Origin of the sequence: Nostoc sp. JL31, from assembly GCF_017114965.1 — a bacterium.
GTDB lineage: Bacteria > Cyanobacteriota > Cyanobacteriia > Cyanobacteriales > Nostocaceae > Nostoc > Nostoc punctiforme_A.
Map to the genome: position 1 here is coordinate 15029 of NZ_JABXKO010000018.1, position 22940 is coordinate 37968.

18 protein-coding genes and 2 pseudogenes are annotated in these 22940 nt (G+C 40.2%); 13 read left to right on the forward strand and 7 right to left on the reverse strand.

The features are described 5' to 3' along the window. Position 1: 1 nt before the first annotated feature. The 3 genes and pseudogenes from cas6 to HWQ43_RS02995 all read right to left on the reverse strand — a co-directional run bounded on the left by cas6 (position 2) and on the right by HWQ43_RS02995 (position 2980). Positions 2-634: pseudogene (gene cas6 / locus HWQ43_RS02985) on the reverse strand (type I-MYXAN CRISPR-associated protein Cas6/Cmx6). A 548-nt stretch (positions 635-1182) separates the two neighbouring features. Continuing rightward, the gene (locus tag HWQ43_RS02990) at positions 1183-2496 is read right to left on the reverse strand and encodes a hypothetical protein (RefSeq protein WP_292730040.1); all 1314 of its coding nucleotides are present in this window, start codon (positions 2494-2496) and stop codon (positions 1183-1185) included. Positions 2497-2509: 13 nt separating this feature from the next. Continuing rightward, positions 2510-2980 carry a hypothetical protein gene (locus HWQ43_RS02995; RefSeq protein ID WP_292730042.1) on the reverse strand — a complete coding sequence of 157 codons (471 nt, stop codon included), beginning with the start codon at positions 2978-2980 and terminating at the stop codon, positions 2510-2512. 270 nt (positions 2981-3250) lie between these two features. Between HWQ43_RS02995 and HWQ43_RS33690 the strand changes: the two are divergent. The 6 genes and pseudogenes from HWQ43_RS33690 to HWQ43_RS03025 form a co-directional block, all read left to right on the forward strand. Next, positions 3251-5186 (forward strand): annotated as a pseudogene (locus HWQ43_RS33690) (caspase family protein); the annotation flags it as partial. Positions 5187-5453: 267 nt separating this feature from the next. Continuing rightward, complete coding sequence (locus tag HWQ43_RS33695; protein WP_366932773.1) at positions 5454-5948, forward strand: WD40 repeat domain-containing protein; 495 nt, start codon at positions 5454-5456, stop codon at positions 5946-5948. Positions 5949-6151: 203 nt separating this feature from the next. Continuing rightward, the gene (locus HWQ43_RS03010; protein WP_292730066.1) at positions 6152-6274 is read left to right on the forward strand and encodes a hypothetical protein; all 123 of its coding nucleotides are present in this window, start codon (positions 6152-6154) and stop codon (positions 6272-6274) included. Positions 6275-6293: 19 nt separating this feature from the next. Next, a complete protein-coding gene (locus HWQ43_RS03015) occupies positions 6294-6446 on the forward strand; it encodes a hypothetical protein (RefSeq protein ID WP_292730069.1) in 153 nt (50 codons plus the stop codon). Positions 6447-6892: 446 nt separating this feature from the next. Next, positions 6893-7177 carry a winged helix-turn-helix domain-containing protein gene (locus HWQ43_RS03020; protein WP_292730071.1) on the forward strand — a complete coding sequence of 95 codons (285 nt, stop codon included), beginning with the start codon at positions 6893-6895 and terminating at the stop codon, positions 7175-7177. Positions 7178-7222: 45 nt separating this feature from the next. Beyond that, a complete protein-coding gene (locus HWQ43_RS03025; RefSeq protein WP_292730072.1) occupies positions 7223-8530 on the forward strand; it encodes a recombinase family protein in 1308 nt (435 codons plus the stop codon). Between the two features lie 13 nt (positions 8531-8543). Here the strand turns inward: HWQ43_RS03025 and HWQ43_RS03030 are convergent, their stop codons facing one another. Next, positions 8544-9713 (reverse strand): hypothetical protein, encoded by a 1170-nt coding sequence (locus tag HWQ43_RS03030; RefSeq protein WP_292730074.1) that lies wholly within the window; start codon positions 9711-9713, stop codon positions 8544-8546. Positions 9714-10289: 576 nt separating this feature from the next. Between HWQ43_RS03030 and HWQ43_RS03035 the strand changes: the two genes are divergently transcribed. Continuing rightward, on the forward strand, positions 10290-11909 hold the full coding sequence (locus HWQ43_RS03035) for a glycosyltransferase family 39 protein (protein ID WP_292730077.1): 1620 nt from the start codon (positions 10290-10292) through the stop codon (positions 11907-11909). A gap of 456 nt (positions 11910-12365) precedes the next feature. On the opposite strand, the gene HWQ43_RS03040 is transcribed toward HWQ43_RS03035, so the two are convergent. Beyond that, positions 12366-12752 (reverse strand): hypothetical protein, encoded by a 387-nt coding sequence (locus HWQ43_RS03040; RefSeq protein WP_292730079.1) that lies wholly within the window; start codon positions 12750-12752, stop codon positions 12366-12368. A 459-nt stretch (positions 12753-13211) separates the two neighbouring features. Here HWQ43_RS03040 and HWQ43_RS03045 point away from each other — a divergent pair, with 459 nt between their 5' ends. Beyond that, the gene (locus HWQ43_RS03045) at positions 13212-15116 is read left to right on the forward strand and encodes a chloride channel protein (protein ID WP_292730082.1); all 1905 of its coding nucleotides are present in this window, start codon (positions 13212-13214) and stop codon (positions 15114-15116) included. A 109-nt stretch (positions 15117-15225) separates the two neighbouring features. Here the strand turns inward: HWQ43_RS03045 and HWQ43_RS03050 are convergent, their stop codons facing one another. Beyond that, complete coding sequence (locus HWQ43_RS03050) at positions 15226-15639, reverse strand: AbrB family transcriptional regulator (protein WP_104909531.1); 414 nt, start codon at positions 15637-15639, stop codon at positions 15226-15228. A 469-nt stretch (positions 15640-16108) separates the two neighbouring features. Between HWQ43_RS03050 and HWQ43_RS03055 the strand changes: the two genes are divergently transcribed. The 4 genes from HWQ43_RS03055 to HWQ43_RS03070 all read left to right on the forward strand — a co-directional run bounded on the left by HWQ43_RS03055 (position 16109) and on the right by HWQ43_RS03070 (position 21248). Continuing rightward, positions 16109-16549, forward strand: a complete 441-nt coding sequence (locus tag HWQ43_RS03055) for an Rrf2 family transcriptional regulator (RefSeq protein ID WP_094353003.1) — start codon at positions 16109-16111, stop codon at positions 16547-16549. Positions 16550-16606: 57 nt separating this feature from the next. After that, positions 16607-17578 (forward strand): adenosylcobinamide-phosphate synthase CbiB, encoded by a 972-nt coding sequence (gene cbiB, locus HWQ43_RS03060; protein WP_292730086.1) that lies wholly within the window; start codon positions 16607-16609, stop codon positions 17576-17578. A gap of 89 nt (positions 17579-17667) precedes the next feature. Next, the gene (gene pyrR / locus HWQ43_RS03065) at positions 17668-18204 is read left to right on the forward strand and encodes a bifunctional pyr operon transcriptional regulator/uracil phosphoribosyltransferase PyrR (RefSeq protein WP_094353001.1); all 537 of its coding nucleotides are present in this window, start codon (positions 17668-17670) and stop codon (positions 18202-18204) included. Between the two features lie 461 nt (positions 18205-18665). Further along, on the forward strand, positions 18666-21248 hold the full coding sequence (locus HWQ43_RS03070) for a GAF domain-containing protein (RefSeq protein WP_292730090.1): 2583 nt from the start codon (positions 18666-18668) through the stop codon (positions 21246-21248). Positions 21249-21290: 42 nt separating this feature from the next. Here HWQ43_RS03070 and purN read toward each other — a convergent pair whose 3' ends face one another. Then, positions 21291-21953 carry a phosphoribosylglycinamide formyltransferase gene (gene purN, locus HWQ43_RS03075; RefSeq protein WP_292730091.1) on the reverse strand — a complete coding sequence of 221 codons (663 nt, stop codon included), beginning with the start codon at positions 21951-21953 and terminating at the stop codon, positions 21291-21293. 25 nt (positions 21954-21978) lie between these two features. Here purN and HWQ43_RS03080 point away from each other — a divergent pair, with 25 nt between their 5' ends. Further along, positions 21979-22860 (forward strand): carbohydrate ABC transporter permease, encoded by an 882-nt coding sequence (locus tag HWQ43_RS03080; RefSeq protein WP_292730093.1) that lies wholly within the window; start codon positions 21979-21981, stop codon positions 22858-22860. Positions 22861-22940: the final 80 nt, after the last annotated feature.

Below are 22940 nucleotides of genomic sequence, written 5' to 3' on the forward strand. Positions count from 1 at the left end.
ATCAGGTTTCCTCTTCTTCCTTGCTGCGAGTCGCTGGGACAAATATTCCACACATCATTTTTCGTTTCCCACTAATTCCTTGTTCTTGCAAGGTTAAGGAATCTTCTGGGTTGAGTTCGCTAATTTTTACGCCAAATCCTCTAACTTTAAACTGTTTTCCTTTTTGATTGATGGTTAATTGTCTTTTTTGAGGTGTTCCATCTTGTCGGGTCAGAAGTTCAATTTTTCCTTGTATTCCTTTATTATCCAGTTTCCGTTGCACAGCTTCAATAAAGTTAATAGGTTCTTGAAAGCCTGTAATTATCACTAATCTGAAATAGACACTTTTTGAAGAAATTAACGGTTTGTATTCGGGAATATCTAGTTGATAAGAATTTTGACCTATGTGAAAAGCTTGACCCGCTAAATAAGGATAAATTCAAGGAATCTGTTGATGATGAATCCGAATTTTGAGGCGAGATTGAGCAGTGAGTTCAAGCAAATTGTTCCTTGTCGGTATTCCAGCAATCGGATGAATACCAATAGACTTTAATTCGTGAAGGCTAGGACAAATTCTGGACAAAGCACTGTAGATAACATAACCATTATCAAGAGGAATCGGTGCGCCTCTGAGCTTAAACGTTAAGTCTACAATTCCTCACTGTGAATTAATATGACTGCCATAGATGGAAATTTTGAGATGTCAGAGTTTGTTTAATACATCAACATCCTCTTGTGCAAAATTGTCCTCATTGTCATCGCCGACTATTTTGGTTAGAGTGGGAATCCACTTTAGGCTATTGTTCGCAATATTCTTACTGGTTAAGAGGATCTTCTAATACTCCAGTAGTTACTCAGAACAGATGGATAGCCAAAAGTTCCTATCCTATACCAGCATGAACCGCTTCTGCTCCATTATAAAAAAATTCGATGCTTTTTGTACAACAATAAAAAAGTCGTATAACACATAAGATACTTATACAACTTATTTTGTAGGTGCATATGCAAGCATCTACAGGAATTTTTCTGAGAGCAATACAACAGGAATCTAATACCGAAAATATTACATCTTGTCACGATCACTGTTCGCGCTAGCGTCTCCAAAGGAGAAGGCTTGAGCTTCTCTTCGCTACGAGAGGCTCCGCCAACGAGAGGCTTCTCCTGTCGGAGACGCTTCGCGAACGCCAACGCGAACGCGAACGCTTATCGCAATCGTTTTCTCAGCCACCAAACCATAAAACCAACAATGATTCCAAGTATTAGACTGGCACTTAAAGTATAGTTGCAAAAGAAGTCAACTTTCTTAAAAATATCTTTACAGTCTTTTGCTGTCTCTCTTACCAGAGATACAGTTGCTATACCAGCACCAGCAACAGCTACAAGTTCTTGGAAGTTACCCTCTCTTTCAGATTTTTCGACTTCTATGCGACTGCGAGTAGCGTTAATTGTATCTTCTAAAAGTTGCAAGCCAAGCTGCATATTTTCGATATCTTTAATAATTTGTGGTAAATATTTTTTATCGGCTAGCTCGCTAAATTTTTCTAAAAAATCTAACTGATTATTTTGACCTGCTTTTTCTTTAATTAACGCCAAGCGAAGTTGATAATTAGACAAATTAATTTCAATAATTTGTTTTTGGAAAGAAAGGTTAAGTAAGTCGATTGTATATTGCTGGAGAATCTTATCAATATTATTTAAAATCTTGCGAGAAGTTGTAATATTCTGTTTTTCTTGCCGAGAATTACTTTGATTGGTAATTTTTCTATTTTCTTCAATCTGTTTATAATGATTGAGCAGAGATTCTGTGACTAAACGACTTTGCCAATAAGCCCACGAAATCTTACTTCGATAACAAAATAATCCCATCCAATCTTTATAAAATTCCGCAGCTTTTTCTGCGCTCTCTCGATGAGGATAAATAGCAATAATCACATGATGTTCGTGATTATTTGAATGAATGGTTACTTTTTCTCGACTCTGATTTATATTTTGCGATCGCCATATTTCAAAAACTTTTCCACCTAAAAAAGTCCCTTTTTCTGGCTCCCAATAATTATCTTGAAGTAAAGCAGAATAGCAATCTTTGGCAATATCTTCAGGGTTTTGAGACGAGTTTTCTGGGAGCCAACCAGAAAGCAACCAGGTTTTTCCAATTATTGCTAGTTCTTGATTGATTTTTTGTTCTATTTCAGTTTTTAAGATTGTAAAAGACTTAGCTGATTGAGTTTCGGTTTGATTATTAATAGAACAATCAATTTGTAAGCCATAAGTGTCATTTAATCTAACAGGATAATAGTATCCTTCTAAAATCTTATCGGAGGAAATAAAGTTAATTTGAGTAGGATGGGTAATCTCTAAATACTCGGTTTCAATATCAGGCTCGTAGAATTTAGTATCAGAGGGTAATTGTTCTAAAAAAGCTGCTTGGTTTTTTTGCGTTTCTGCATCGGTTGTGTTTAAAGAAGTTTTTAACGCATATAAAAACAAGTCAAGTGTAGGATATATTAAATCGCTCATCACAAGGACAAAACTAATTTGATTGATTGGATTGAGATAAAAATTGTTTCCATTTTTCTAAAAATGTCGCTTGTTTAACTGTTTCTTCTGGTTGAGAAGAACTACCAACAATGACTACAACATTATTAAGTTGGCTTTCGTAGCCTGTAGCTTCATTTTTTGGTTTAAAGCCTCTAGTTATTGGAGACTTTTCAAGAGTATTTAGTCTACTAATTTCTGCTTCACTAGGAAGTAAATCATCAGGAATCTCTTCTAGATTATCTAATTGAGATTTATACAATTGATAAGACTTATTTAAGTCAGGATTAGGGATAATTATTTCTAATAAACGTCCTTTAATATAGTCTTCCCAAGCTTTGGGTTGGGTATCTAATTGCTTGGCAACTTCTTTTAAATTCTGTTTTTCTTGTTCTCCAAGGGCGGTTTTTAAGTCTTGAAACGCCAAGAGAAAAGCGATGATAGTATTGTCAGCCTTTGTATTCATCCGTTTTTATACCAAACTCACTACGACTAGTATAAACATGATTTCAATGAGATAATTACAGCATATATTTGATGTTCAGTTTTTATTTTATCTGTCTAAAAAGAATAATTCACTAAATAAAATGTTATTTATTATACCTTTGATTATGTAAATCAATTTAGTTTATTGCACTGGATTATAGTAATTTTTCATACAACCTAAACGAATGCTGTAGGCAAAATCTGTCTACAGTTTAAGCAAAAAGTTATCAGAGTCAGTCAGGTAATAAAAATGGCATCGGAATGGGCGGCTATTGTTATTGGAATTAATTATTACCCAGAGTACACTACTCTAAAGCCGCTAACAGCAGCAGCAGAGGATACAGAGAAAATTGCCGAACAATTAGAACAATACGGTTATAGACCTTTTCGCGCTCAGTGTTTACCTAGAACTTTAAACCCCAAGGGAGAAAGTACAATTGACCGCCAAGGGGCGGTAAAGGTGCAAGAATTGAGAGAAGCAATCGCTAATCTTTTCAATCCTCCTCCTCCTAACCCCATCCCAGAGACAGCGTTATTCTTCTTTTCAGGACATGGGTGGTGCAAAACTGTAGCGGGCAAAGAAGAAGTATTTCTAGCTACCAGTGATGCTCTACCTGACGCAGAAATTTATGGTATACCCTTAAGTTGGTTGGGTGAGCAGTTGCAAATAAGTCAGGCTAAACGAGTTGTTGTTTGGCTTGATTGCTGCTATAGCGGTGAGTTACTAAAATTTATTCCCACAGATAAAGACTACTGTTTCATTACTGCAACCCGTTCTTACGAAACTGGATTAGAAATTCCCCACACGCAGGGGTTGTTGACACAGGCGTTACTTGCAGGATTGAACCCGGAAAATGACGCAGATGGGATCATCAATAGCCATAAGTTGGCAGATTTCATTATCAGCCGAATGCCAAATACAGTCCAGCGTCCGTTAATTGAGAATTCTACACGAGCAATTCTGCTGACAACTAAGTTTTCTCAAAAAAGCTTTCAGGATAAGTGTCCTTATCGTTCTCTGTCGTATTTTACCGAGACAAAGGAAGATGCTGAGGTTTTTTATGGGCGGAGTGCGCTGACTCAGCAGTTGATTCAACAGGTAAGAGATAAGCATCGCCTAATTGCTGTATTAGGTGCTTCCGGTAGTGGAAAATCATCTATGTTACGGGCGGGGGACTTATATTACACCGTTTACGCCTAAAGAATCTCCTGTTAACAGTTTACAGTCGGCTTTTGCACTTTCCTTGCCTGGGGTGTGCTTTCAAAGTCTTAGATCCCCCCAACCCCCCTTAAAAAAGGGGGGCGAAGAATCTCTTAAAGTCCCCCTTTTGAAGGGGGATTTAGGGGGATCTAAAAAGTTAGGCAAGACAACGGAAAATATTGCATATATCCTCAGTGAACAGTTAAAAGCATTAAACACACCAGTCATTTTGATTATCGACCAGTTTGAAGAATGCTTTACTATGTGCGATGACAGCCAGCGTCAAGAATTCTTTGACTGTTTGCGAGAATTAATTGAGTTTACAGATAACCTTTATATTTTCATTGGGATGCGATCGGATTTTCGGGGGAGATGGCGAGAATATCCCAAATTTGCCGAGAGAATTCATAAACCTTACATCAACGTCAAACACTTAAGCCGTGAGGAAATTGAAGAAGCGATTACTAAACCGGCTGATTGGGTAGGATTAGGCATAGAGGACAGGTTAAAACAGCAATTAATTAATGATGTTGAGGATTACCCCGGAAGTTTGCCGTTGCTGCAATATACCCTAACAGAATTGTGGCGTGAGTCGAGAAATCAAGGTGATGAGGATCTCAGGCTGAAAACTTATCAGGATTTAGGCGGGGTGGAAGGAACGCTACAAAAACGCGCTGATGCAGTTTATGAAAGTCTTTCAGCAACAGAAAAAACTGTGGCGCGGCGGATTTTTCTGGAATTGACGCAAATGGGAGAAACCACAGATGTACGGCGGCGTGTGCGTTTACGCGAGTTGGTTAATTCTCATCATTCTTTGGAACTTTTGCAACAGGTGAGCGAGAAGTTAGCGGATAAAGATGCGCGATTAATTACCAAGACAGATGAGCCGGATTCCCAGGATGTAATTTTAGATGTTGTCCACGAAGCTTTAATCCGCCACTGGCAAATGTTGCGGGAGTGGAAAGATGAATATAAGTTGGGAATAGCCATTGAACGACAGATTGAAGCCGAAGCCCAAGACTGGGAGAAGAATGAGAAAAAGCCAGGGTTTTTGAGAAAAGATGACAGGCTAGCAGTAGCAGAAGCATATTTAACGAGATTTGGCGATTGGCAAATGCTGAATGGGATAGCCGAGGTGTACATTCAACAGAGTCAAGAATTGCGAAATCGCCTTGAGCGAGAAGAGAAAGAACGCCACCAGGAAAAACTCTTAGCAGCACGACGGCAAAACCGAGTTGTTACATTATTTAGTATGGGGTTAGCTGGAGTGGCTATCTTTGCGGGTTATCAATGGTATGATGCCCAAAACAAAGCCAAGGAAGCAACACAACAAAGTGCCGTTGCTCTGGCTCAAACGTCTCTACTATCCGACAGGCAACTTGAGGCTGCGGTTGCAGCTGTACAGTCAGGTAGACAAATTTCAGGTAGACCAATTAAAAATGCCAATTTAGAAGAAACGGCTAACCAGCAAGCTGTAGTGGCACTCAAGCGTGCAATTTACAATTGGCCAGAACGAAACCGCTTGGAAGGGCATAGCGATGCGGTCAATAGCGTCGCATTTAGCCCCGATGGCAAGACCATCGCTTCTGCAAGTTCTGACAACACCGTCAAACTCTGGAAAGTGTACCCAAATAATCTAAATGATTTAATCGTCTACAGTTGCGCTAGGCTAGGTGGTTATTTAAAATACAATCCCAATGTGAGCGATCGCACTCTCTGCGATGGCATTAGTACTAAGAGCAATTAGAATGTTCCGTTCGACTCCGCTCAGGGAACGTTTTGCTTAGGGAAATCAATTACTGGTACTGCGATCGCCCCGAAAGTGCGATCGCTTCTAAAACTCAAACAATGCACTGATTAAAATACGCGTAGGCGCAGCCCAACCCAAGCATCGCTTCACTGGTATTTGCCGATCTAAACATTAACTGCTGTTCAAATTTTATAAGAATTATGAAAATTCAGCATGAGAGTGTTCCCTTCCCTGCGGGACGCTACGCGAACGACTTCGCTCAGGGAACACTTTTATTTAATAGAAAGCGATCGCAGCGCCAAAGCATGATTTTGTCGAAGTAATACCATTTTCGATTGAGAATTGCTGTCTGCGCCTTGGCTTGTTAATTCATCTGGGCTTTGTCTGGAGAACGATGTCTACGACGGGCTACGCCTACGCATTCTAAATACAAAGCTGAATCAACAGCTTGAGTTTGCACGGAATGCGATCGCTATTGAGTCTTATAGTAAATAGTTCCAAACCTTTACAAGGCTAAAGTTTGAGGAATTGTACAACTTTTTTATTTATCAATATGACAAATTTTTAGAAAATTGTACAACTTTTTTATTTATACACTTTTCTGCTTTCTATGCTTGATTGGACTCACGGCAAGCTTATCCTTCCAATTCGGACTAACGGCAAACTTATGGTTCCAAACTGTCAGTTTCATCCAAAATTAGCTGACGCAAGGATGAGGGTTATAATCTTGTTTGTAGTTTAAAGGATAAGATGGCCGCTTTTAAAGGATAAAGTGGCCGCCCCAATCAAGCCAGAATGCTTATTTTTCCGTTGCCATACTTTGCAAGCGATTACATTCAATCCTTTCAAATACGCTTCCGCTTTAGGTTCTGCTCTGCGGCCACTTAATGGTTTAAAAACGGTCACTTTATCCTTTAAGTTACATTGTTGGCGGCAAAGTTATGCTTCCAGGTGCGGCAAACTTATGGGTAAAGTCACAAAAAGTTCCGATCGTCAGTGGTTCAGACTTAGAACGCTTGAAAAAGCAGTTGCAAGAATCATCTGGGTTTCAAAGCTATGGCCAAATTCAACAATGGCTCAAAAGCGAATTAGGACTTTCGATTGCCTACAAAACGGTCTATAAAGTTGTTCACAACCGTTTGGGTGCGAAGTTAAAAGTGCCTCGTCCTCAAAGCACCAAACAACACCCAGAAAGTCTATCTCACTTTAAAAAAAACTTCCTTTAGCATTCAAATTCTTATACCATTTCTTTGTAAAGCTGCACTAAACCTTTGAAAATAATTGCCTACTCTTACACCGATCCGCTCTTAGAATCTTCTCCCGATCGAGCCGATTGGGGATGGGAGGTGGATCGGGTTTATGAAGATTTGGGCAAGCCAGACTCTTCGGAACGATCGCAATTACAACAATTATTCATAGATTGCCAAACTGAACCAGCAGATTATCTCCTGATTCGTCGGTTGGAAGAATTGGGAGATACTGTAGAGGAAATTAGCCATCGGCTCAATCAACTCGAAGTAATGGGAATATCAGTAATCGCCACTGAACAGCCCTACACTTCCGAAAATTACCCTCTGGGCGCTGACTTGCTGAATTTGCTACACGCAATCCAACGTCAGCAACGTAGTCGCCGCATCCGCCAAGGACACGCCCGTAATCGCCTTGAGATTGCACCGCCACCCGGCAAAGTTCCCTACGGCTATCGCAGAGGTAAGGGAAAATATACCATTGACCGCAGTACTTCACCAGTAGTCAAAGATTTTTTTGAACATTTTTTACTCTATGGTTCCCTGCGAGGTTCAGTGCGTTACTTGGCAAAAAAATACGGCAAGAAAATCTCCGTTACCACAGGAAGACGCTGGCTAACTAATCCAGTCTATCGCGGCAATACAGCCTACCAAAATGGGGAAATTATCTCCAATACCCATATTCCGATAATTTCTAAGGAAGAAGCAGCCCAAGTTGACCGACTTTTACGCCGTAACAGTCGTTTACCATCCCGAACTGCTAGCGCACCGCGTTCTTTAGCTGGGTTGGTTATCTGTGGCGAGTGTCAGTCACATATGACAGTTACCCGTGTTACCCAACGCAACCAAGATAAAGAGTATCTTTATTTACGTTCTACTAGCTGTCCCCAAAGCCCCAAGTGTAAGGCTATTCCATATCAGGAAGTGTTGGAACATACCATTGAAACCGTTTGCCGTGATTTACCTCTGGCGGTAGCTGGGATGAATTTTCCTCAGTTGGATGCATTCAAGAACAGTTTAGGACAAGCGATCGCTCGTCAGCAAGAAATACTTGCTCAGTTACCTGCTTTAATTGAAACTGGAATTTTAGATACCGAAACAGCAAAGTTAAGGGCTTACAAACTCCGCACAGAAATTTCTGCACTCGAAGCAAAGTTGGCGATTCTCCCTCCAGTTAACTTGCGTTCTGTTGCTCAAGCTGTTTCTATACCACAATTTTGGTTAGATTTGTCGGAAACAGAACGAAGATTTTACTTTCGAGAATTTATTAGACAAATTGAGATTGTTTGTCAGAATAAAGAATTAAAACTCCAAGTTATTTTTATTTTTTGATTTAATTAAAACGCTATTTTTGAGACGGTTGATCCTTAGTATACGCAACAGGTTTTGGCCCTGCATTCCGCACATTGATAACTTTATTGAGGATATCAAACCAAAAAGGCGCACCCATAGCAATAGCAAAACCACTCACTATCCAACCACAAATTAATTTAAAAACCTGAGAAATTCTGATGTAAACTATATTCGATTTCGTTGTATCTAATAACTCAAACTGTTGATTAATATTTTGCCATCCAATGGGGATAGAAGCATTTCCTAATAGCTTTTCAATCTCCTTTCTGGCTTCTTGATCGTTAATATAATCGATTCTTTGACTTGCACTTTGAGTAATAGTAGAGCGGATAACCGAATCCTGCGACAGTCTTTTAACCAAGTGAAATGTATCAGTATTAGTTAAAAAGGCAACTAGTATTCCAATTAAAATAGCAACTCCTTTGGCATTTCGCTTATAAACACCGCTTGCTCGATCCATCGAGCGATCAAACCATGTTTCTACTTCATTTTTAAATTGATTCACTTCCTCTGTGAGATCGCCAATCTTTATCCTGCTACGTTGAGCAATTACACTAAGGCTCCTGATTAAACTATCAGGGACTTCATCAGGTAACTCGTTATTAACAAAATCTATAAATTTCTGGTCAATATCTCCATAAATTTCTTGAATTTTTGTGTAACTTGCACTAGTTGGATTATTAATACCTTTTTTAAGTTCTTTATAAGAGGCTAATATCATCTGTAAGTTAGTTTTTGCTTCTTTACTAGGATGTTTAACATGATTAATTAGCTCGGGAATTTTTAAGGTGTCTAATAAAGTAATTGAAAATGTTTCAGAAGGAAGATAAGAAGGGCCACTTTGTTTTTCTATTACTTTTTTATCAGGGTTTTTAGTAATTCCCTGAAAATGTTTTTCTACTTTACCCTTGGCTTGGTGATTCAATGTATTAATCAAAGGATCGTTATAAAGTTTCTGTACCAAATGGATTGCATTGATAATATCTGATTTTTCACTTTCACTACCACCTGATAAAAGTAATTCAATTGAAGTTCTTAAATGTTTAGCTCTCCATTGTAATAATGTGGCGATTATTTCCTGGATTTCCGAAGCTAGCAAGCTCAAAATCAAGTAAATAAAAACTAATCCCAGAGTAATATCTACAACTACAGGTAAATTCATTAACAGTCTCCAATAATTTTTTAGCTGTTTATTCTTCTAATTCTAAAAAAATTGTATAGCATAGATATTGCAATTAAATAGTTACTTAATTAAATTTAAAAAAATAAATTCGTTTATTTAGATAAATTTATTCAAAAATATATTTTTATATAGAAATAATTATCTTTTTGGCATTGTTAATATTTAAAAAGGTTACAATCAATTCTTTTAAATATTTAATGTATTGTATTTGATACTTGCCGATTTTCTGCAATCAACCAGACAGAAAGATAAAAACTAATTAGACAAAATTTTAACTAAGCATCACCTTAAAAAGAAAGTACAAGTTTATTTACGGACTATTTAACAGGTAGTAAATAATTTATCACTTGTATTATTTTTATCATTTATTAGATAAAATGTTATTTAAATAACCAATATAATTTTTTCAAAAAATAGGGCTAAATATAAAAATTTGAGTTAATCTTGGAAACTAGCAATTGTTAAGAACATACGTTGTTACTGGGTGGCAACATTGGAGATTCGCTAGATGTCTCTATGTAATCAAACCAGCATGTAAAATGATTACCAGAGAATATGCAAGAAGGAAGCTTTATTTGGAGTCATCTGGAAAAACAGCATCGCACGGTTGGAAAATGGATTGATTGGGTATGGCTAATAGTATTGCTGTTGGCAGCAGTATTACTGTTTAGCATCAATCTGGGAGGGTTGCCGCTGCGAGATTGGGATGAAGGTACTGTGGCACAGGTTGCTCGTGAAATTTGGCACGCCCCAGCAGGTTCAATGCCTTGGCTTTACCCAACATTAGGAGGCGAACCATATCATGACAAGCCACCTTTGATGCATTTGCTAATAGCTTGGGCTTATTCTCTAGGAGGCGAAAATGAGTTGACAACGCGCCTGCCTGGAGCAATTTTAACAGCAACATCTGTACCTTTACTGTATTGCATTGCTCGAGAGATATTTCGCCAACGTTGGGCTGCCATTTATAGCGCCTTGATTTACCTAACAATGCTACCCGTGGTACGTCATGGGCGGCTGGCAATGTTAGATGGGGCGATGGTAAGTTTTTTGATGGTGATGATGTTGTGCGTGTTGCGATCGCGCCGAGATTTACGTTATTGTCTTGGTGTTGGCGTTAGCTTTGGGTTTATTTGTTTAACTCAAGGATTTTTAGGCGTATTACTAGGTGCGATCGCACTTATATTTCTATTTTGGGATACGCCACGATTGCTCACTTGTTACTATTTCTGGATAGCAATCTTAATTGGCATTCTACCTGTAGCTGGTTGGTATGGTGCCCAACTAATTCACTATGGTTATACTTTCGCCCAAATTGGTATTGCAAACCCATCACTAGGCCGAATTGGCTCAATTGGAGAAGGAAATTCTGAACCACCTTGGTACTATGTGATTGAACTTCTCAAATACACATGGCCGTGGTTATTATTCTTACCACAAACTGTCCGCTTAACCTGGGAAAATCGCAACCTTAGTTGGGCAAAACTAGTAATGGCGTGGAGTGGGGTTTATCTGCTGGTAATTTCCTTTATGATTACCAAAGTTCCCTGGTATCTATTCCCGATTTACCCTAGTTTAGCTTTAGCTTTTGGTATCCAATTATCAGAAACGGAAAATTCGCCTTTACTCTCATCTTATCCCCGTGCTTGGGTTGCTGGTTTGGCAATACTTGCTATAGCTGCTTCTGCTGGTAGCATTTATTTCAGTTCGGGTACAACACCCACAACAGACTTACAACTGATTTTTGCCGCCGTAGCTTTAACTATGTCCTTAGCAGCTATTTTGGCAGAACGAGGCGACGGGCAATTCCTGAAGATTTTGTTTTGGGGAAGTTATATTTCGCTGCTGCTGTTAATGAAATCTAACTACTGGGTTTGGGAATTATCTGAAGCTTATCCAGTTAAACCAGTTGCCGCCATGATTGTGCGGGCAAATCCAGCTACGAGGAAGATTTACACATCTTTTCCTTACCATCGTCCCTCGTTGGATTATTATAGCGATCGCACCATCATTCCCGCTTCTGTTGGTGAACTGGAATATTATTGGCACTACAACGGCCAACCCTACTTCCTGCTTAATGTATCTGATTTCAACAATCTTCAACTAGAGTCGATGAAGTTAGTTGACCAAGCTGAAGGTTGGAAGTTAGTCACAAAAGATACTAATCGGCTATAAATATGGGGCATAGGGCATGGCTATTCTCCTTGTCCCCTTGTCCCCTTGTCCCCTTGGCAGGAAAAAATTAGATCATTGCCCAAAAGGTAATGATAATTGTGTAGTGTAGCGATCGCCTTCTTCCCAAAAGTGTAAAAAACCTGCGATTTATACCAATTGGACAAAAGAATGCGACAAATACACCATTTGTAGAGACGCGATTCACCGCGTCTTTACCCAAGGATGTATTGTAATCATTAGATAAGCATAAATAAACAATAGTTTGTAGTTAGCACTTTAGTCCTGAAAATACTTACCTTGGGTACTAAAGTACTTACCTAATCAGCGATCGGTCTTTCTGCGGAATAATATAAAACCGCGTCCTATTCGGGGCAATAAGACACGGTTTTATCAGACTATTTAGTTATAATATTACAAAAATCAAAGTAGAATTTGATTTATACAAAAGTAATCCATTTACTGAGATTTGTTTCCTGGGTCATTAACTTTCTCTGTTGTGGGAAGAACTTGGCGATCGTAACCTGTCTTTTCTTGGGTAAGAGCGATCGCACCAAAGAAAATCGCACTTCCTACAGCCAAGGCTACCATCGGACGCTTGAGTAGGACAAAATCTCTGAGAATCCTCGCTAAAGGTCGGCTTTGACGACGTAGCGAAGAAGACATCATCAACTGTCTCCAAGTAAACGGATCGCGGACATAATGACCACTTTGGCAAACTACTAGCCTTTCCTGGCAATAGGGACAGCAAAACAAGCCCATGCGTGTTTTAACTGGTTTAGGCGTAGCATTTCTTTGGCAAATTGGGCAAGTAACATAATGATTATCAAAAGTGTGTATATTCATTTACCTCGTCCGCCTAGTCCACTTACTCGCTCTATAACAATAGCTATATTGAATTGGGGTCAATCAATGTACGATCTGACATCAGGCATCAATCATACATACATTCTATTACTACCAAGGATGCCTCAATAGTCGCAACACGAGTATAACTAGATTTAAACAAGGATGACTCATAGTTAATGTTTACGGGTGCGTCCACCCAGCCAAAAAACTTTGTTGTCTCTAGAAAAAATAGTGTTGGTGCCCACTCGCACCCCACTAGCCGCAGCTACACCCAACTTAGCTTAGGCATCGCTGACCCTTAAATAATAATTGTCTCTCATTTAACCATTCTCCCCACACAAATTTTGCACAAAGTTAAGCAAATAAAGTCTACTTGTCCGGTTGCTAAATAATGGCTCACAATGATAAGTAACAGATAAAAATTTAAATTTTTTCTTACATTTACCCCGCCTTTCAATGACTCTCTTGCCTCCCACTCAACTGAGGAAGGTAACGGAACAACCTGCCTTTCCTACACCTTCCGCTCGTTTAGCTCACCTAATTAATCGTTTTCAACCATCCCCAGAAACAGTTGTGCTGTTTTTAGCCATGCTCATTGGCGGTGGTACTGGTATGGGTGTAGTCACCTTTCACTATTTAATCCAGTTGGTACACCAGCTGATGCTGGAAAATTTAATGGGTCAAATTGGCGCCTGGGGTGCTTGGACTTTAGCCTGCGTTCCCACCCTTGGCGGATTAATTGTTGGCTTGATGCGCTGGCGCACTCAAGACTTTGGCCCTGGACTTTCATCTCTTATCGCCGCCTCTCAGGGAACAGAGATTAGGCGACCACTAAGACCAGTTAGCAAAATGCTGGCCGCATCTGTTTCTTTAGGGAGCGGTGCTTCTTTGGGGCCAGAGGGGCCAAGTGTCGAAATTGGCGCAAATTTTGGGATGTTGTTCTCTGTAATCCTGAATGTATCTCAAGAACGACAACGTTTGCTGTTGGGTGCTGGCGCGGCGGCAGGACTGGCGGCGGGATTTAATGCTCCCATCGCTGGAGTATTTTTTGCTCTAGAGGTGGTGATGGGAGCTACATCTTTCGCTACTTCTGCTGTCAGTGTGGTGCTGTTAGCAGCGGTGGTAGCAGCATTAATTGCCCAAATTGGTTTGGGGGCACAACCTGCTTTTGATTTACCTGTTTACCAAGTTCGCAGTCCTTTGGAATTACCCCTTTACCTTGGCTTGGGTTTAGGGGCCAGTCTCGTTTCTCTGGCTTATACTCAATCAATTCGGGGAGCAAAAGCTTGCTTTGCTGGGAAAGTTCCAGGTTTTGCCTTTTTGGGACGAATTCCTGAGCCGATTCATCCAATTATTGGCGGTGCAATTATTGGCGCAGTTGCTTTGCAGTTCCCGCAAATTCTGGGCGTCGGTTACGAAACTGTAGAAGCAATGCTTCAAGATGTGGAGTTTCCACTCTACTTATTGGTGGTGTTGTTGGTGGTGAAATTATTGATGACTGCAATTAGTGCAGGTAGTGGTTTCATCGGTGGTTTGTTCGCGCCAGCAATGTTTTTAGGTGCTTCTTTTGGATCAGCTTACGCCAAAATGTTGGCTGTAGCATTCCCGACAATTTGCGATCAAATGGCGGCTCCCCCAGCTTACGCGATGGTGGGAATGGCAGCAGTATTAGCTGCTAGTGTGAGAGCGCCGTTAACGGCTATTTTAATGCTGTTTGAATTAACCCGCGACTATCGAATTGTTTTACCGTTGATGGCAGCAGTGGGTTTGAGTGTTTGGCTAGTAGAAAGGATTAAACCAACTTTTAACTCTAACTCTAATTTACAACAAATTGGTCTTTCGGAATTGAAAGATGAACAAGCGGAAATTGTGCAGCAAATTTTGGTAGAAGATGCCATGTATCCCTGTCCCAAAAAGTTACCTGCAACTTTGGGAGTATTAGATGCCGCTGTAGAAATGACCCGCGATCGCGTCCGTAGTGCTTTAGTAATTGATGAAGCAGAGCAATTAGTTGGTATACTTTCTTTGGAAGATATTAATCGTGCCCTTGCTATTTGGCAAACATACCCAAATTCTCTAACTGAAATTCCCGATAATTTATCCAGTCAAACCCTCATAGACATTTGTACTACTGAAATTCTCTATGCATGGCAAGATGAACTTTTATCTGAGGCTTTAGACCGGATGAGTCTTCGAGGTTTACATCAATTACCAGTGGTAGCACGAGATAAACCCGATCGCATTTTGGGTTTATTAGAAAAAGAGCAAATTGCATTAACCTGTAATTTAGCAGTTACGCGCAAGGCACTTCGCCACTATTTACCGATTTTATCTACTACAGATATAGTCATTAGTCATTAGTCATTATTTTCACAAAGGACACTTGACTAATGACTGTTTATAGTCATTGTTTTTCACTAACGACAAAGGACAAATGACAACGGAGAATTGACTAATGACTATTTATTTATTAAGCCGTGGCTTCTATGGCTTCATCATCTTCGCGATCTTCTGGATCTACCTGTCTCAGACGAATGTGCTTTTTGCCTAAAGTGATCAGAAACTCATCTCCTGGTTTCAGATTCATCTGTTTTGTATAAGCTGAACCTATCAGTAAGTTACCATTCGATTGCACACTAATTCTATAGCTAGCACTACGTCCACCACGCCCATTAGCACTGGGTGTACTGTCTAACTGAATGCCTTCAGCATCAATTAGGGCATTTAAGAACTTCATCATATTGACGCGCTCTATACCATTTTTGGTAACGGTATAGTAGCCGCACTTCTTAGCTTTGTCTTCTTTGCTCTCGTTCTCTAGCTCTTTGACTTTTTTGAGCAGTTCTTCGCCGAGTAAGGGTTCAATTTTTTTCTGTTTAGGCATCAACTTAGGTCGAAAATGAATGTTTGAAGTGTTTGAATCGATTTTATTTTAGCTGAGGTTGAGCTAACAGGAACATAATCCTTTAGTTTTTATCTCAACCTAGCCAAGTATATTACACTCAGATGCACAATTGTTATGCCATTACCAATATTGGCAAGACAATCTATTTTAGAAAATGCTGGCAATGCTGATAACTATATATATAGTTTGTGAATTCCTGCTAGACTATATAAGTTTTAAGTTTTCTAAACTAACGCTCTAAAGGTTGTCTATTTCTTAAGGATGAGAACTGAGTCACAGAATGATAAGCAAAACTGATCCTTAGTCATTGGTCATTGGTAATTAGTCATTGGTTATTTAGAAAGGACAAACTAAAGAAGTCTCAGAGTCGGAAGCCGACCATCAGAATTTATTTTCAGGGAGATGCAGTGCTAGCGAAGACAAAGGACAAACAACAAAGCTTGCCAAAATGAAATTAACTACCAGAGGACACTATAGTGTAAAGGCGTTGCTAGATTTAAGTTTACAGCCAAGATATGGGCCTGCATCTGTGAGAGCGATCGCTAAACGCCAAGATATCCCAGCTCCTTACCTCGAAAAACTACTAATAGAAATGCGTCGTGCTTCTTTAGTGAAATCAATACGTGGTAGCATCGGCGGATATCAATTGGCAAGAGAGCCTGCACAAATATCTATAGGAGAAATTTTAGAAGCTGTTGGCGAGACTAGCCATTTACCTCATCACACCCCAGCACCGACACAAGCTGAAGATTGGGTAACTTTTAGCCTCTGGCAGAGACTCAACCAAAAGCTTAAAGAAGCTTTATACAGTATTACCCTGGCAGACCTTTATTACGATGCTCGCAGCCGGCAAGCTTCTCTTGGAGAAGAAGCTAGTTTTGTGGTTTAGTCAAGAGTCAATAATCGAAATATTGACCCTTGACTTTTAAGCCAAGACTTGTGACTTATGACTAATAATATCTATATCTTAATAATTGCAGCATTTTTAGATTATTTAATTGGCGATCCTTGGGATTGGCCTCATCCAGTACAAATTATGGGGTGGGTAATTTCTCGCCTGACCAAGTTTTTTCTCCACTTGTGTCAAAATTCTCTAACACAACGCCTAGCTGGAATTGTATTAGGCATTATCTTGATAATTGGTAGCGGTCTTGTTGGCTTTTTGATGATTCAAATTGCCAGATGGGTTCATCCGCTTTTAGGAATGGCAATAGATAGCATTCTTTTAGCTAGTTGTTTTGCTGGCAAAAGTTTGCGAGTAGCAGCGGAGGCTGTTTTACAACCTTTAACAGTCGGAGATTTAGAGAAGGCTCGAAAGATTTTAAGTAATTACGTTGGTCGAGATACCCAAAACCTCTCACAAGCAGAAATTTACCGAGCTGTTTTAGAAACGGTTGCAGAAAATGCCACAGATGGGGTGATGGCTCCGCTTTTTTATGCAATTGTTGGTGTCTTTATACCAGTTGTGGGGCCAACTCCTTTAGCTTTAGCATATAAAGCCAGCAGTACTCTTGATTCAATGGTGGGCTATCGAGAAGCACCCTATACTTATTTAGGATGGTTTTGTGCGCGGTTAGAAGATTGTTTGACTTGGCTACCTTGTCGGTTAACAGTTGTGACTCTGGCGCTGCTATCGGGTAAACCGATGCATATTTGGCAAATTTGTCGTCGGGATGCAATTAACGATCCTAGTCCCAATTCTGGCTGGAGTGAGTGCGCCTATGCTGCATTTTTAGGTGTGCAGATGGGGGGTACAAATTGGTATCGGGGGGTAGCTAAGTCCAAACCACTGCTAGGAGATGCTATTTATGCCATTACTGCAACTTCTATTCAGAATGCTTTACAGCTGACTCGATATTGTTTTTTGCTATGGTTAGGGATAGCGATCGCAATATTCTTAATGCTCCCAAATAGGTAATGATAAATATAAAGTTAGGAGTTAGGAGTTAGGAGTTAAGAATAAAAACTCCTAACTCTTAACTTATCACTCCTAACTTATCACTCGCTATGTCTGCCAAAGTAGTTGAAATTCTCTCATCCGAAGAAATCCGTCGTACCTTGACTCGCCTTGCATCTCAAATTGTCGAAAGGACGCGTGATTTGTCTCAACTGGTGCTTCTTGGTATTTATACCAGGGGTGCGTTATTAGCCGAATTATTGGCGCGTCAGATTGAGACGCTCGAAGGTGTAGCAGTCTCAGTCGGTGCTTTGGATATTACATTTTATCGAGATGACCTTGACAAAATTGGATTGCGGACTCCAACGAAAAGCGAAATTCCTTTTGACCTTACGGGGAAAACAGTTGTACTCGTGGATGATGTGATTTTCAAAGGACGGACGATTCGCGCTGCTTTGAACGCAGTCAACGATTACGGTAGACCAGAGGTGATTCGTTTAGCTGTGTTAGTAGACAGGGGCCATCGAGAATTACCAATTCACCCAGATTTTATTGGCAAGAAGTTGCCTACAGCTAAAGAAGAAATTGTCAAAGTTTACTTACAAAATTGTGATGGACGAGATGCAGTAGAGTTGATTGCAGATTAGGCTATGGAGGCAGGGGGCAGGGGAGCAGGGGAGTAGAGGGCAGTCAGTACAAACTTTTTGTGTGTGATTCATGAATCCTGCATTTTGTCCCTCATATACTTGAAAAATAATGTCAGTAATCAAACGGACATGAGATTACGGGTAAGGGTAACTGTGAAAACAAGTCTGTAAAACCTTGTTAAAAAATAAAGATTGTTTGGCTGCCTTGCCAAAAAACCACAACTCCTAATGAGAAAATAAGACATTCCAAGCAAGCGATCGCCATAAGATTGTTAACAAGCCTGTTAATCAGACCCAATTTTTTTGAGTTGAAAGGCAACCAAAGCGCTATGGGAGATAACGTAGAAGATTAGTGCCTCAAAATACTCCCAAAAGCCAGTCCTTATTTAATAAGTTTTGTGTAGAATTTGATGGTGAGGTTATTTACTTGATTCTCAATTGTACCAATCCAGGTTTCATTTATGAGTCAGTCTTTTTCTCAAAACCAAACAAGACGAAATCGTCAACAGAGACTCTGGCAAAAACAATGGAGTTTAAAAACTAAAGCAATAGTTTGGGCACTAAGTATAAGTGTCCTTCCTGTGGTTGCAATTGGAACAGCTACTTATAAATATGGCATTAATTTAATTAACACACAAATTCCGCAAGTCGGACAAGAGAGTCAACAAAGTTCAACAGAAACTGAAGTTGCTCTACAAAGACAATTGTCACTCTTGTTAACTGGTATGGGAGTGACAGCAATTTTAGCAGGTGCGATCGCTGTTTTTGTGACGAATCGAGTTATGAGTCGAGTCAGCGACGTTGCTGCAATCTCTAATAATATTAAAAAGAGGCTACGTCCAGACAGTGAGTTTACTCAAGTCTTCATCGCTAGCCAAGATGAATTAGTAATGTTAGAGAGAAACATCACCTTATTCACAGACCTGCTTTCGGTTTTGGTACAGGAGAAAGAAGCCGAAGCTGATTACTCCCAACTATTAACCAAAATTACCCGTTGGGTTCGAGAATCATTCAATGAAGAAGATGTTCTCAAAACTACGTCAGAAGAAATTCGTAAAGCTTTAAGCATCGATCGCGTCACCATCTTTTGCTTTGACTCCAACTATAATGGAACCTTTATCGCCGAATCAGTAGCACCCGGTTTACCTAAAATATTAGGGGTTACAGTCTCTGAGCCTAGATTTGAGGCAGGGTATATAGAAAAATATCAAAATGGTAGTATCCATGCTATTGATAATATCCATCAAGGCGATCTCAGTGATGCTGATATTGAGTTGCTGGAGCAATTTGCTGTCAAATCTAGTTTAATAGCACCTATTCTCAAAGGCAAACGGCTATTCGGTTTATTGATTGCACATCAATGTTCTAGACTTCGCTTTTGGCAACAATCTGAGATTGATTTGTTCTCTCAGATAGCCATGCAAGTAGGATTTGCCCTTGATTACGCCAACCTTCTACAACAAGTAGATACCAAGGCAGATAACGCTCAGGTCTTTATCGAAATTACCCGCAGCATTCGCCAATCGCTCAACGAAGAAGATGTCCTCAAAACGACGGTGGAAGAGGTTCGTAAAGCATTGAGTACTGACCGAGTACTGGTTTATAGCTTTTACCCTAATTGGTCTGGAATTATAATTGCCGAATCAGTTATTCCAGGTTATCCCAAAGTTTTGCGGTCTGAAATTCAAGACATCTGTTTCGGTCAGGGTTATGTAGAAAAGTATCAGTCTGGTCGCGTTGTAGCCACAAACAACATTTACCAAGCGGGTTTGGCTGACTGCCATATTAACTTACTCGAATCCTTTGCTGTCAAAGCAAATCTGGTCGCCCCCATTCTCAAAGATGAACAATTATTTGGCTTATTAATTGCACATCAATGTTCCAGACCCCGTGATTGGCAACAATCTGAGATTGATTTATTTGCCCAGATAGCGATGCAAGTCGGGTTTGCTCTCGACCATGCAAGGCTCCTGCAACGAATCGAGGCTGAGGGTGTGCAAAGTCAGTTGTTAGCAGATACTATCGGCATTATTCGCCAATCACTCAACGAAGAGGATGTCCTCAAAACCACTGTGGAAGAGGTTCGCAAAGCTCTGAGTACCGACCGAGTGATGGTTTATAGCTTTGATGCTAATTGGTCTGGAACAGTAATTGCTGAATCAGTTGTTCTCACTTACCCAAAAGTTTTGCGAGCTGAAATCCAAGACCCATGTTTTGGTCAAGGCTATGTAGAAGAGTATCAGTCTGGTCGCGTTCTCGCAATTAACAACATTTATGAAGCTGGTTTGGCTGACTGCCATATTAATTTGCTCGAATCCTTTGCTGTCAAAGCAAATCTGGTCGCCCCCATTATTAAAGATAAACAGCTATTTGGCTTGTTAATTGCACATCAATGCTCCAGACCCCGTGATTGGCAACAAGCTGAGATTGATTTATTTGGACAGATGGCGATGCAAGTGGGATTTGCTCTCGACCATGCAAGACTCCTGCAACGAATCGAAGCTGAAAGGATGCGAAGTCAGTTACTAGTGGATATTATCCGCAGCATTCGCCAATCTCTTAAGGAAGAGGATATCATCAAAACTACTGTGGAAGAGGTTCGTAAAGCACTGAGTACTGACCGAGTGTTAGTTTATAGCTTTTACGCTAATTGGTTTGGAATTATCATTGCTGAATCAGTGCTTCCAGGTTATCCCAAAGTTTTGCGGTCTAAAATTCATGACCCCTGTTTCACTCAAGGCTATGTAGAAAAGTACCAGTCTGGTCGCGTTGTCGCAATCAACAACATTTATGAGTCTAGTTTGGCTGATTGTCACATTAACCTGCTCGAATCTTTTGGTGTGAAAGCAAATTTAGTAGCACCAATTATTAAAGATGAGCAGCTATTTGGGTTGTTAATTGCACACCAATGTTCTGAACCCCGTGATTGGCAACAATCTGAGATTGATTTATTTGCCCAAATAGCGATGCAAGTAGGATTTACTCTCGATCATGCTAGGCTCCTACAAGCGTATCAAACTGCTGAAGCTAACTCTGATGAATAGCAGGAGCGCGCAGATGTGCGCCCCTAATTGATACATGTATTTTTACGTTACGCTTGGTGTAACTTTTGACGAAGAAGCTGCCAGAGCGATCGCTAATGGTAAAATTCGATGTTCCTGAATTTGAATCCTGGCGTGGAGTGTTTCTGCTGTATCATCCGGCAGTACTGGTACTGCGGCTTGCATTAATATTGGCCCGCTATCCATTTCTAAACAAGCTATATGCACTGTACAACCAGTGATTTTTACCCCAGATGCCAAGGCTTGTTCTACAGCATGGATTCCCTTGAAACTAGGTAACAAACTAGGATGGATATTAATAATCTTCTCAGGAAAGGCATCAATAAAAACTGACGTTAATAGTCGCATCCACCCTGCCAAAATCACCCATTCTACATCGTAGTGCCGCAATGTCTGCACAATTTTTTCATCAAACTCTTCTCGACTTTGATAGTTGCGGTGATTTAATAAGACAGTTTCTACACCTCTATTAGCTGCTCTGACGGCTGCTTTCGCCGAGGGGTTATTGTAAATTAAAACTTGAATTTGGGCATTTAGCCGTCCATCTTGGATAGCTTGGGCAACTACATCAAAATTGCTGCCATTCCCAGAAGCCATAATTCCCAGTTTTAAAGGAGCCAATTGTTGGCAATCATCGCTAATGTTGGGAGAAATTAAGCTCAGGGTAGAATCAAGGCGGAGAGTCATAACAGCTAAGAGGGTTAATTATAGAATGCCAAAAACATATACTAAGTCGTGGTTGGATAATGATACAGTAGCCGCGTGGATTTTTCTCGCACCAGCATTAATTTTGCTGGGTATTTTTATCATTTGGCCGATGGCTTATTTGTTCTATCTCAGTTTCACTGGTGGTAGTTTCACCTTAAAAGGTATTTATTGGATAGGCTTAAAAAACTATTGGCGCTTGCTACTCGACCCCGATTTCTGGCAAGTTCTGGGTAACACCTTTTATTTTACTGTTGCCACCATCATTCCCAGTTTAGTTATTTCCTTGGGATTAGCAGTACTATTAAACCGTTCCATTCCCTTGCGGGGTATCCTGCGGAGTGCCTATTTTCTACCTTCAATTATCTCACTTGTGGCAGCCGGTTTGGGATTTCGCTGGCTTTTTCAAACATCAGGGCCAGTTAACGGACTTTTAAATTTTTTTGGGATTTCAGAAATTCCCTGGCTAGGAGACACATTTTGGGCAATGCCAGTAATTATTTTAATGAGTATTTGGAAACAACTCGGTTTTAATATGGTAGTTTTTTTAGCAGGGTTGCAAGCAATTCCTTCCAGTCGTTATGAAGCAGCAGACTTAGATGGAGCGAATGCTTGGCAACAATTTTGGTATATTACTTTGCCCGGATTGCGCCCGACTGTGATATTTGCAATCATTACTACCGCAATTTTTACATTGCGGAGTTTTGAGCAAGTTTATGTGATGACTGGCGGTGGGCCACTGAATTCGACTAATCTGCTGGTTTACTACATTTATCAAGAGGCATTTGGTCAATTTGATTTTGGCTATGCAGCAGCAGGAGCGACTGTATTACTAGCAGTAACGTTGGTACTAGTTTATTGGCAACTGCAAACTTGGGGAGAGGAGTAGGGGAGGCAGGGGAGCAGGGGGCAGGGGGCAGGGGGCAGGGGGGATTTTGGAAGTTGCTAAGATAATACCGCAAATGTGCA

Excerpts from the sequence above, each read along its gene's own strand:
- HWQ43_RS03055 (WP_094353003.1), top strand. The coding sequence starts at position 16,109 with ATGAAATTAACTACCAGAGGACACTATAGTGTAAAGGCGTTGCTAGAT.
- HWQ43_RS03040 (WP_292730079.1), bottom strand. The coding sequence starts at position 12,752 with ATGAATATACACACTTTTGATAATCATTATGTTACTTGCCCAATTTGC.
- HWQ43_RS03020 (WP_292730071.1), top strand. The coding sequence starts at position 6,893 with ATGCTTCCAGGTGCGGCAAACTTATGGGTAAAGTCACAAAAAGTTCCG.
- purN (WP_292730091.1), bottom strand. The coding sequence starts at position 21,953 with ATGACTCTCCGCCTTGATTCTACCCTGAGCTTAATTTCTCCCAACATT.
- HWQ43_RS03010 (WP_292730066.1), top strand. The coding sequence starts at position 6,152 with ATGAAAATTCAGCATGAGAGTGTTCCCTTCCCTGCGGGACGCTACGCG.
- HWQ43_RS03070 (WP_292730090.1), top strand. The coding sequence starts at position 18,666 with ATGAGTCAGTCTTTTTCTCAAAACCAAACAAGACGAAATCGTCAACAG.
- HWQ43_RS33695 (WP_366932773.1), top strand. The coding sequence starts at position 5,454 with ATGGGGTTAGCTGGAGTGGCTATCTTTGCGGGTTATCAATGGTATGAT.
- HWQ43_RS02995 (WP_292730042.1), bottom strand. The coding sequence starts at position 2,980 with ATGAATACAAAGGCTGACAATACTATCATCGCTTTTCTCTTGGCGTTT.
- HWQ43_RS02990 (WP_292730040.1), bottom strand. The coding sequence starts at position 2,496 with ATGAGCGATTTAATATATCCTACACTTGACTTGTTTTTATATGCGTTA.
- HWQ43_RS03050 (WP_104909531.1), bottom strand. The coding sequence starts at position 15,639 with ATGCCTAAACAGAAAAAAATTGAACCCTTACTCGGCGAAGAACTGCTC.
- pyrR (WP_094353001.1), top strand. The coding sequence starts at position 17,668 with ATGTCTGCCAAAGTAGTTGAAATTCTCTCATCCGAAGAAATCCGTCGT.
- HWQ43_RS03035 (WP_292730077.1), top strand. The coding sequence starts at position 10,290 with ATGCAAGAAGGAAGCTTTATTTGGAGTCATCTGGAAAAACAGCATCGC.
- HWQ43_RS03045 (WP_292730082.1), top strand. The coding sequence starts at position 13,212 with ATGACTCTCTTGCCTCCCACTCAACTGAGGAAGGTAACGGAACAACCT.
- HWQ43_RS03030 (WP_292730074.1), bottom strand. The coding sequence starts at position 9,713 with ATGAATTTACCTGTAGTTGTAGATATTACTCTGGGATTAGTTTTTATT.
- HWQ43_RS03080 (WP_292730093.1), top strand. The coding sequence starts at position 21,979 with ATGCCAAAAACATATACTAAGTCGTGGTTGGATAATGATACAGTAGCC.
- cbiB (WP_292730086.1), top strand. The coding sequence starts at position 16,607 with ATGACTAATAATATCTATATCTTAATAATTGCAGCATTTTTAGATTAT.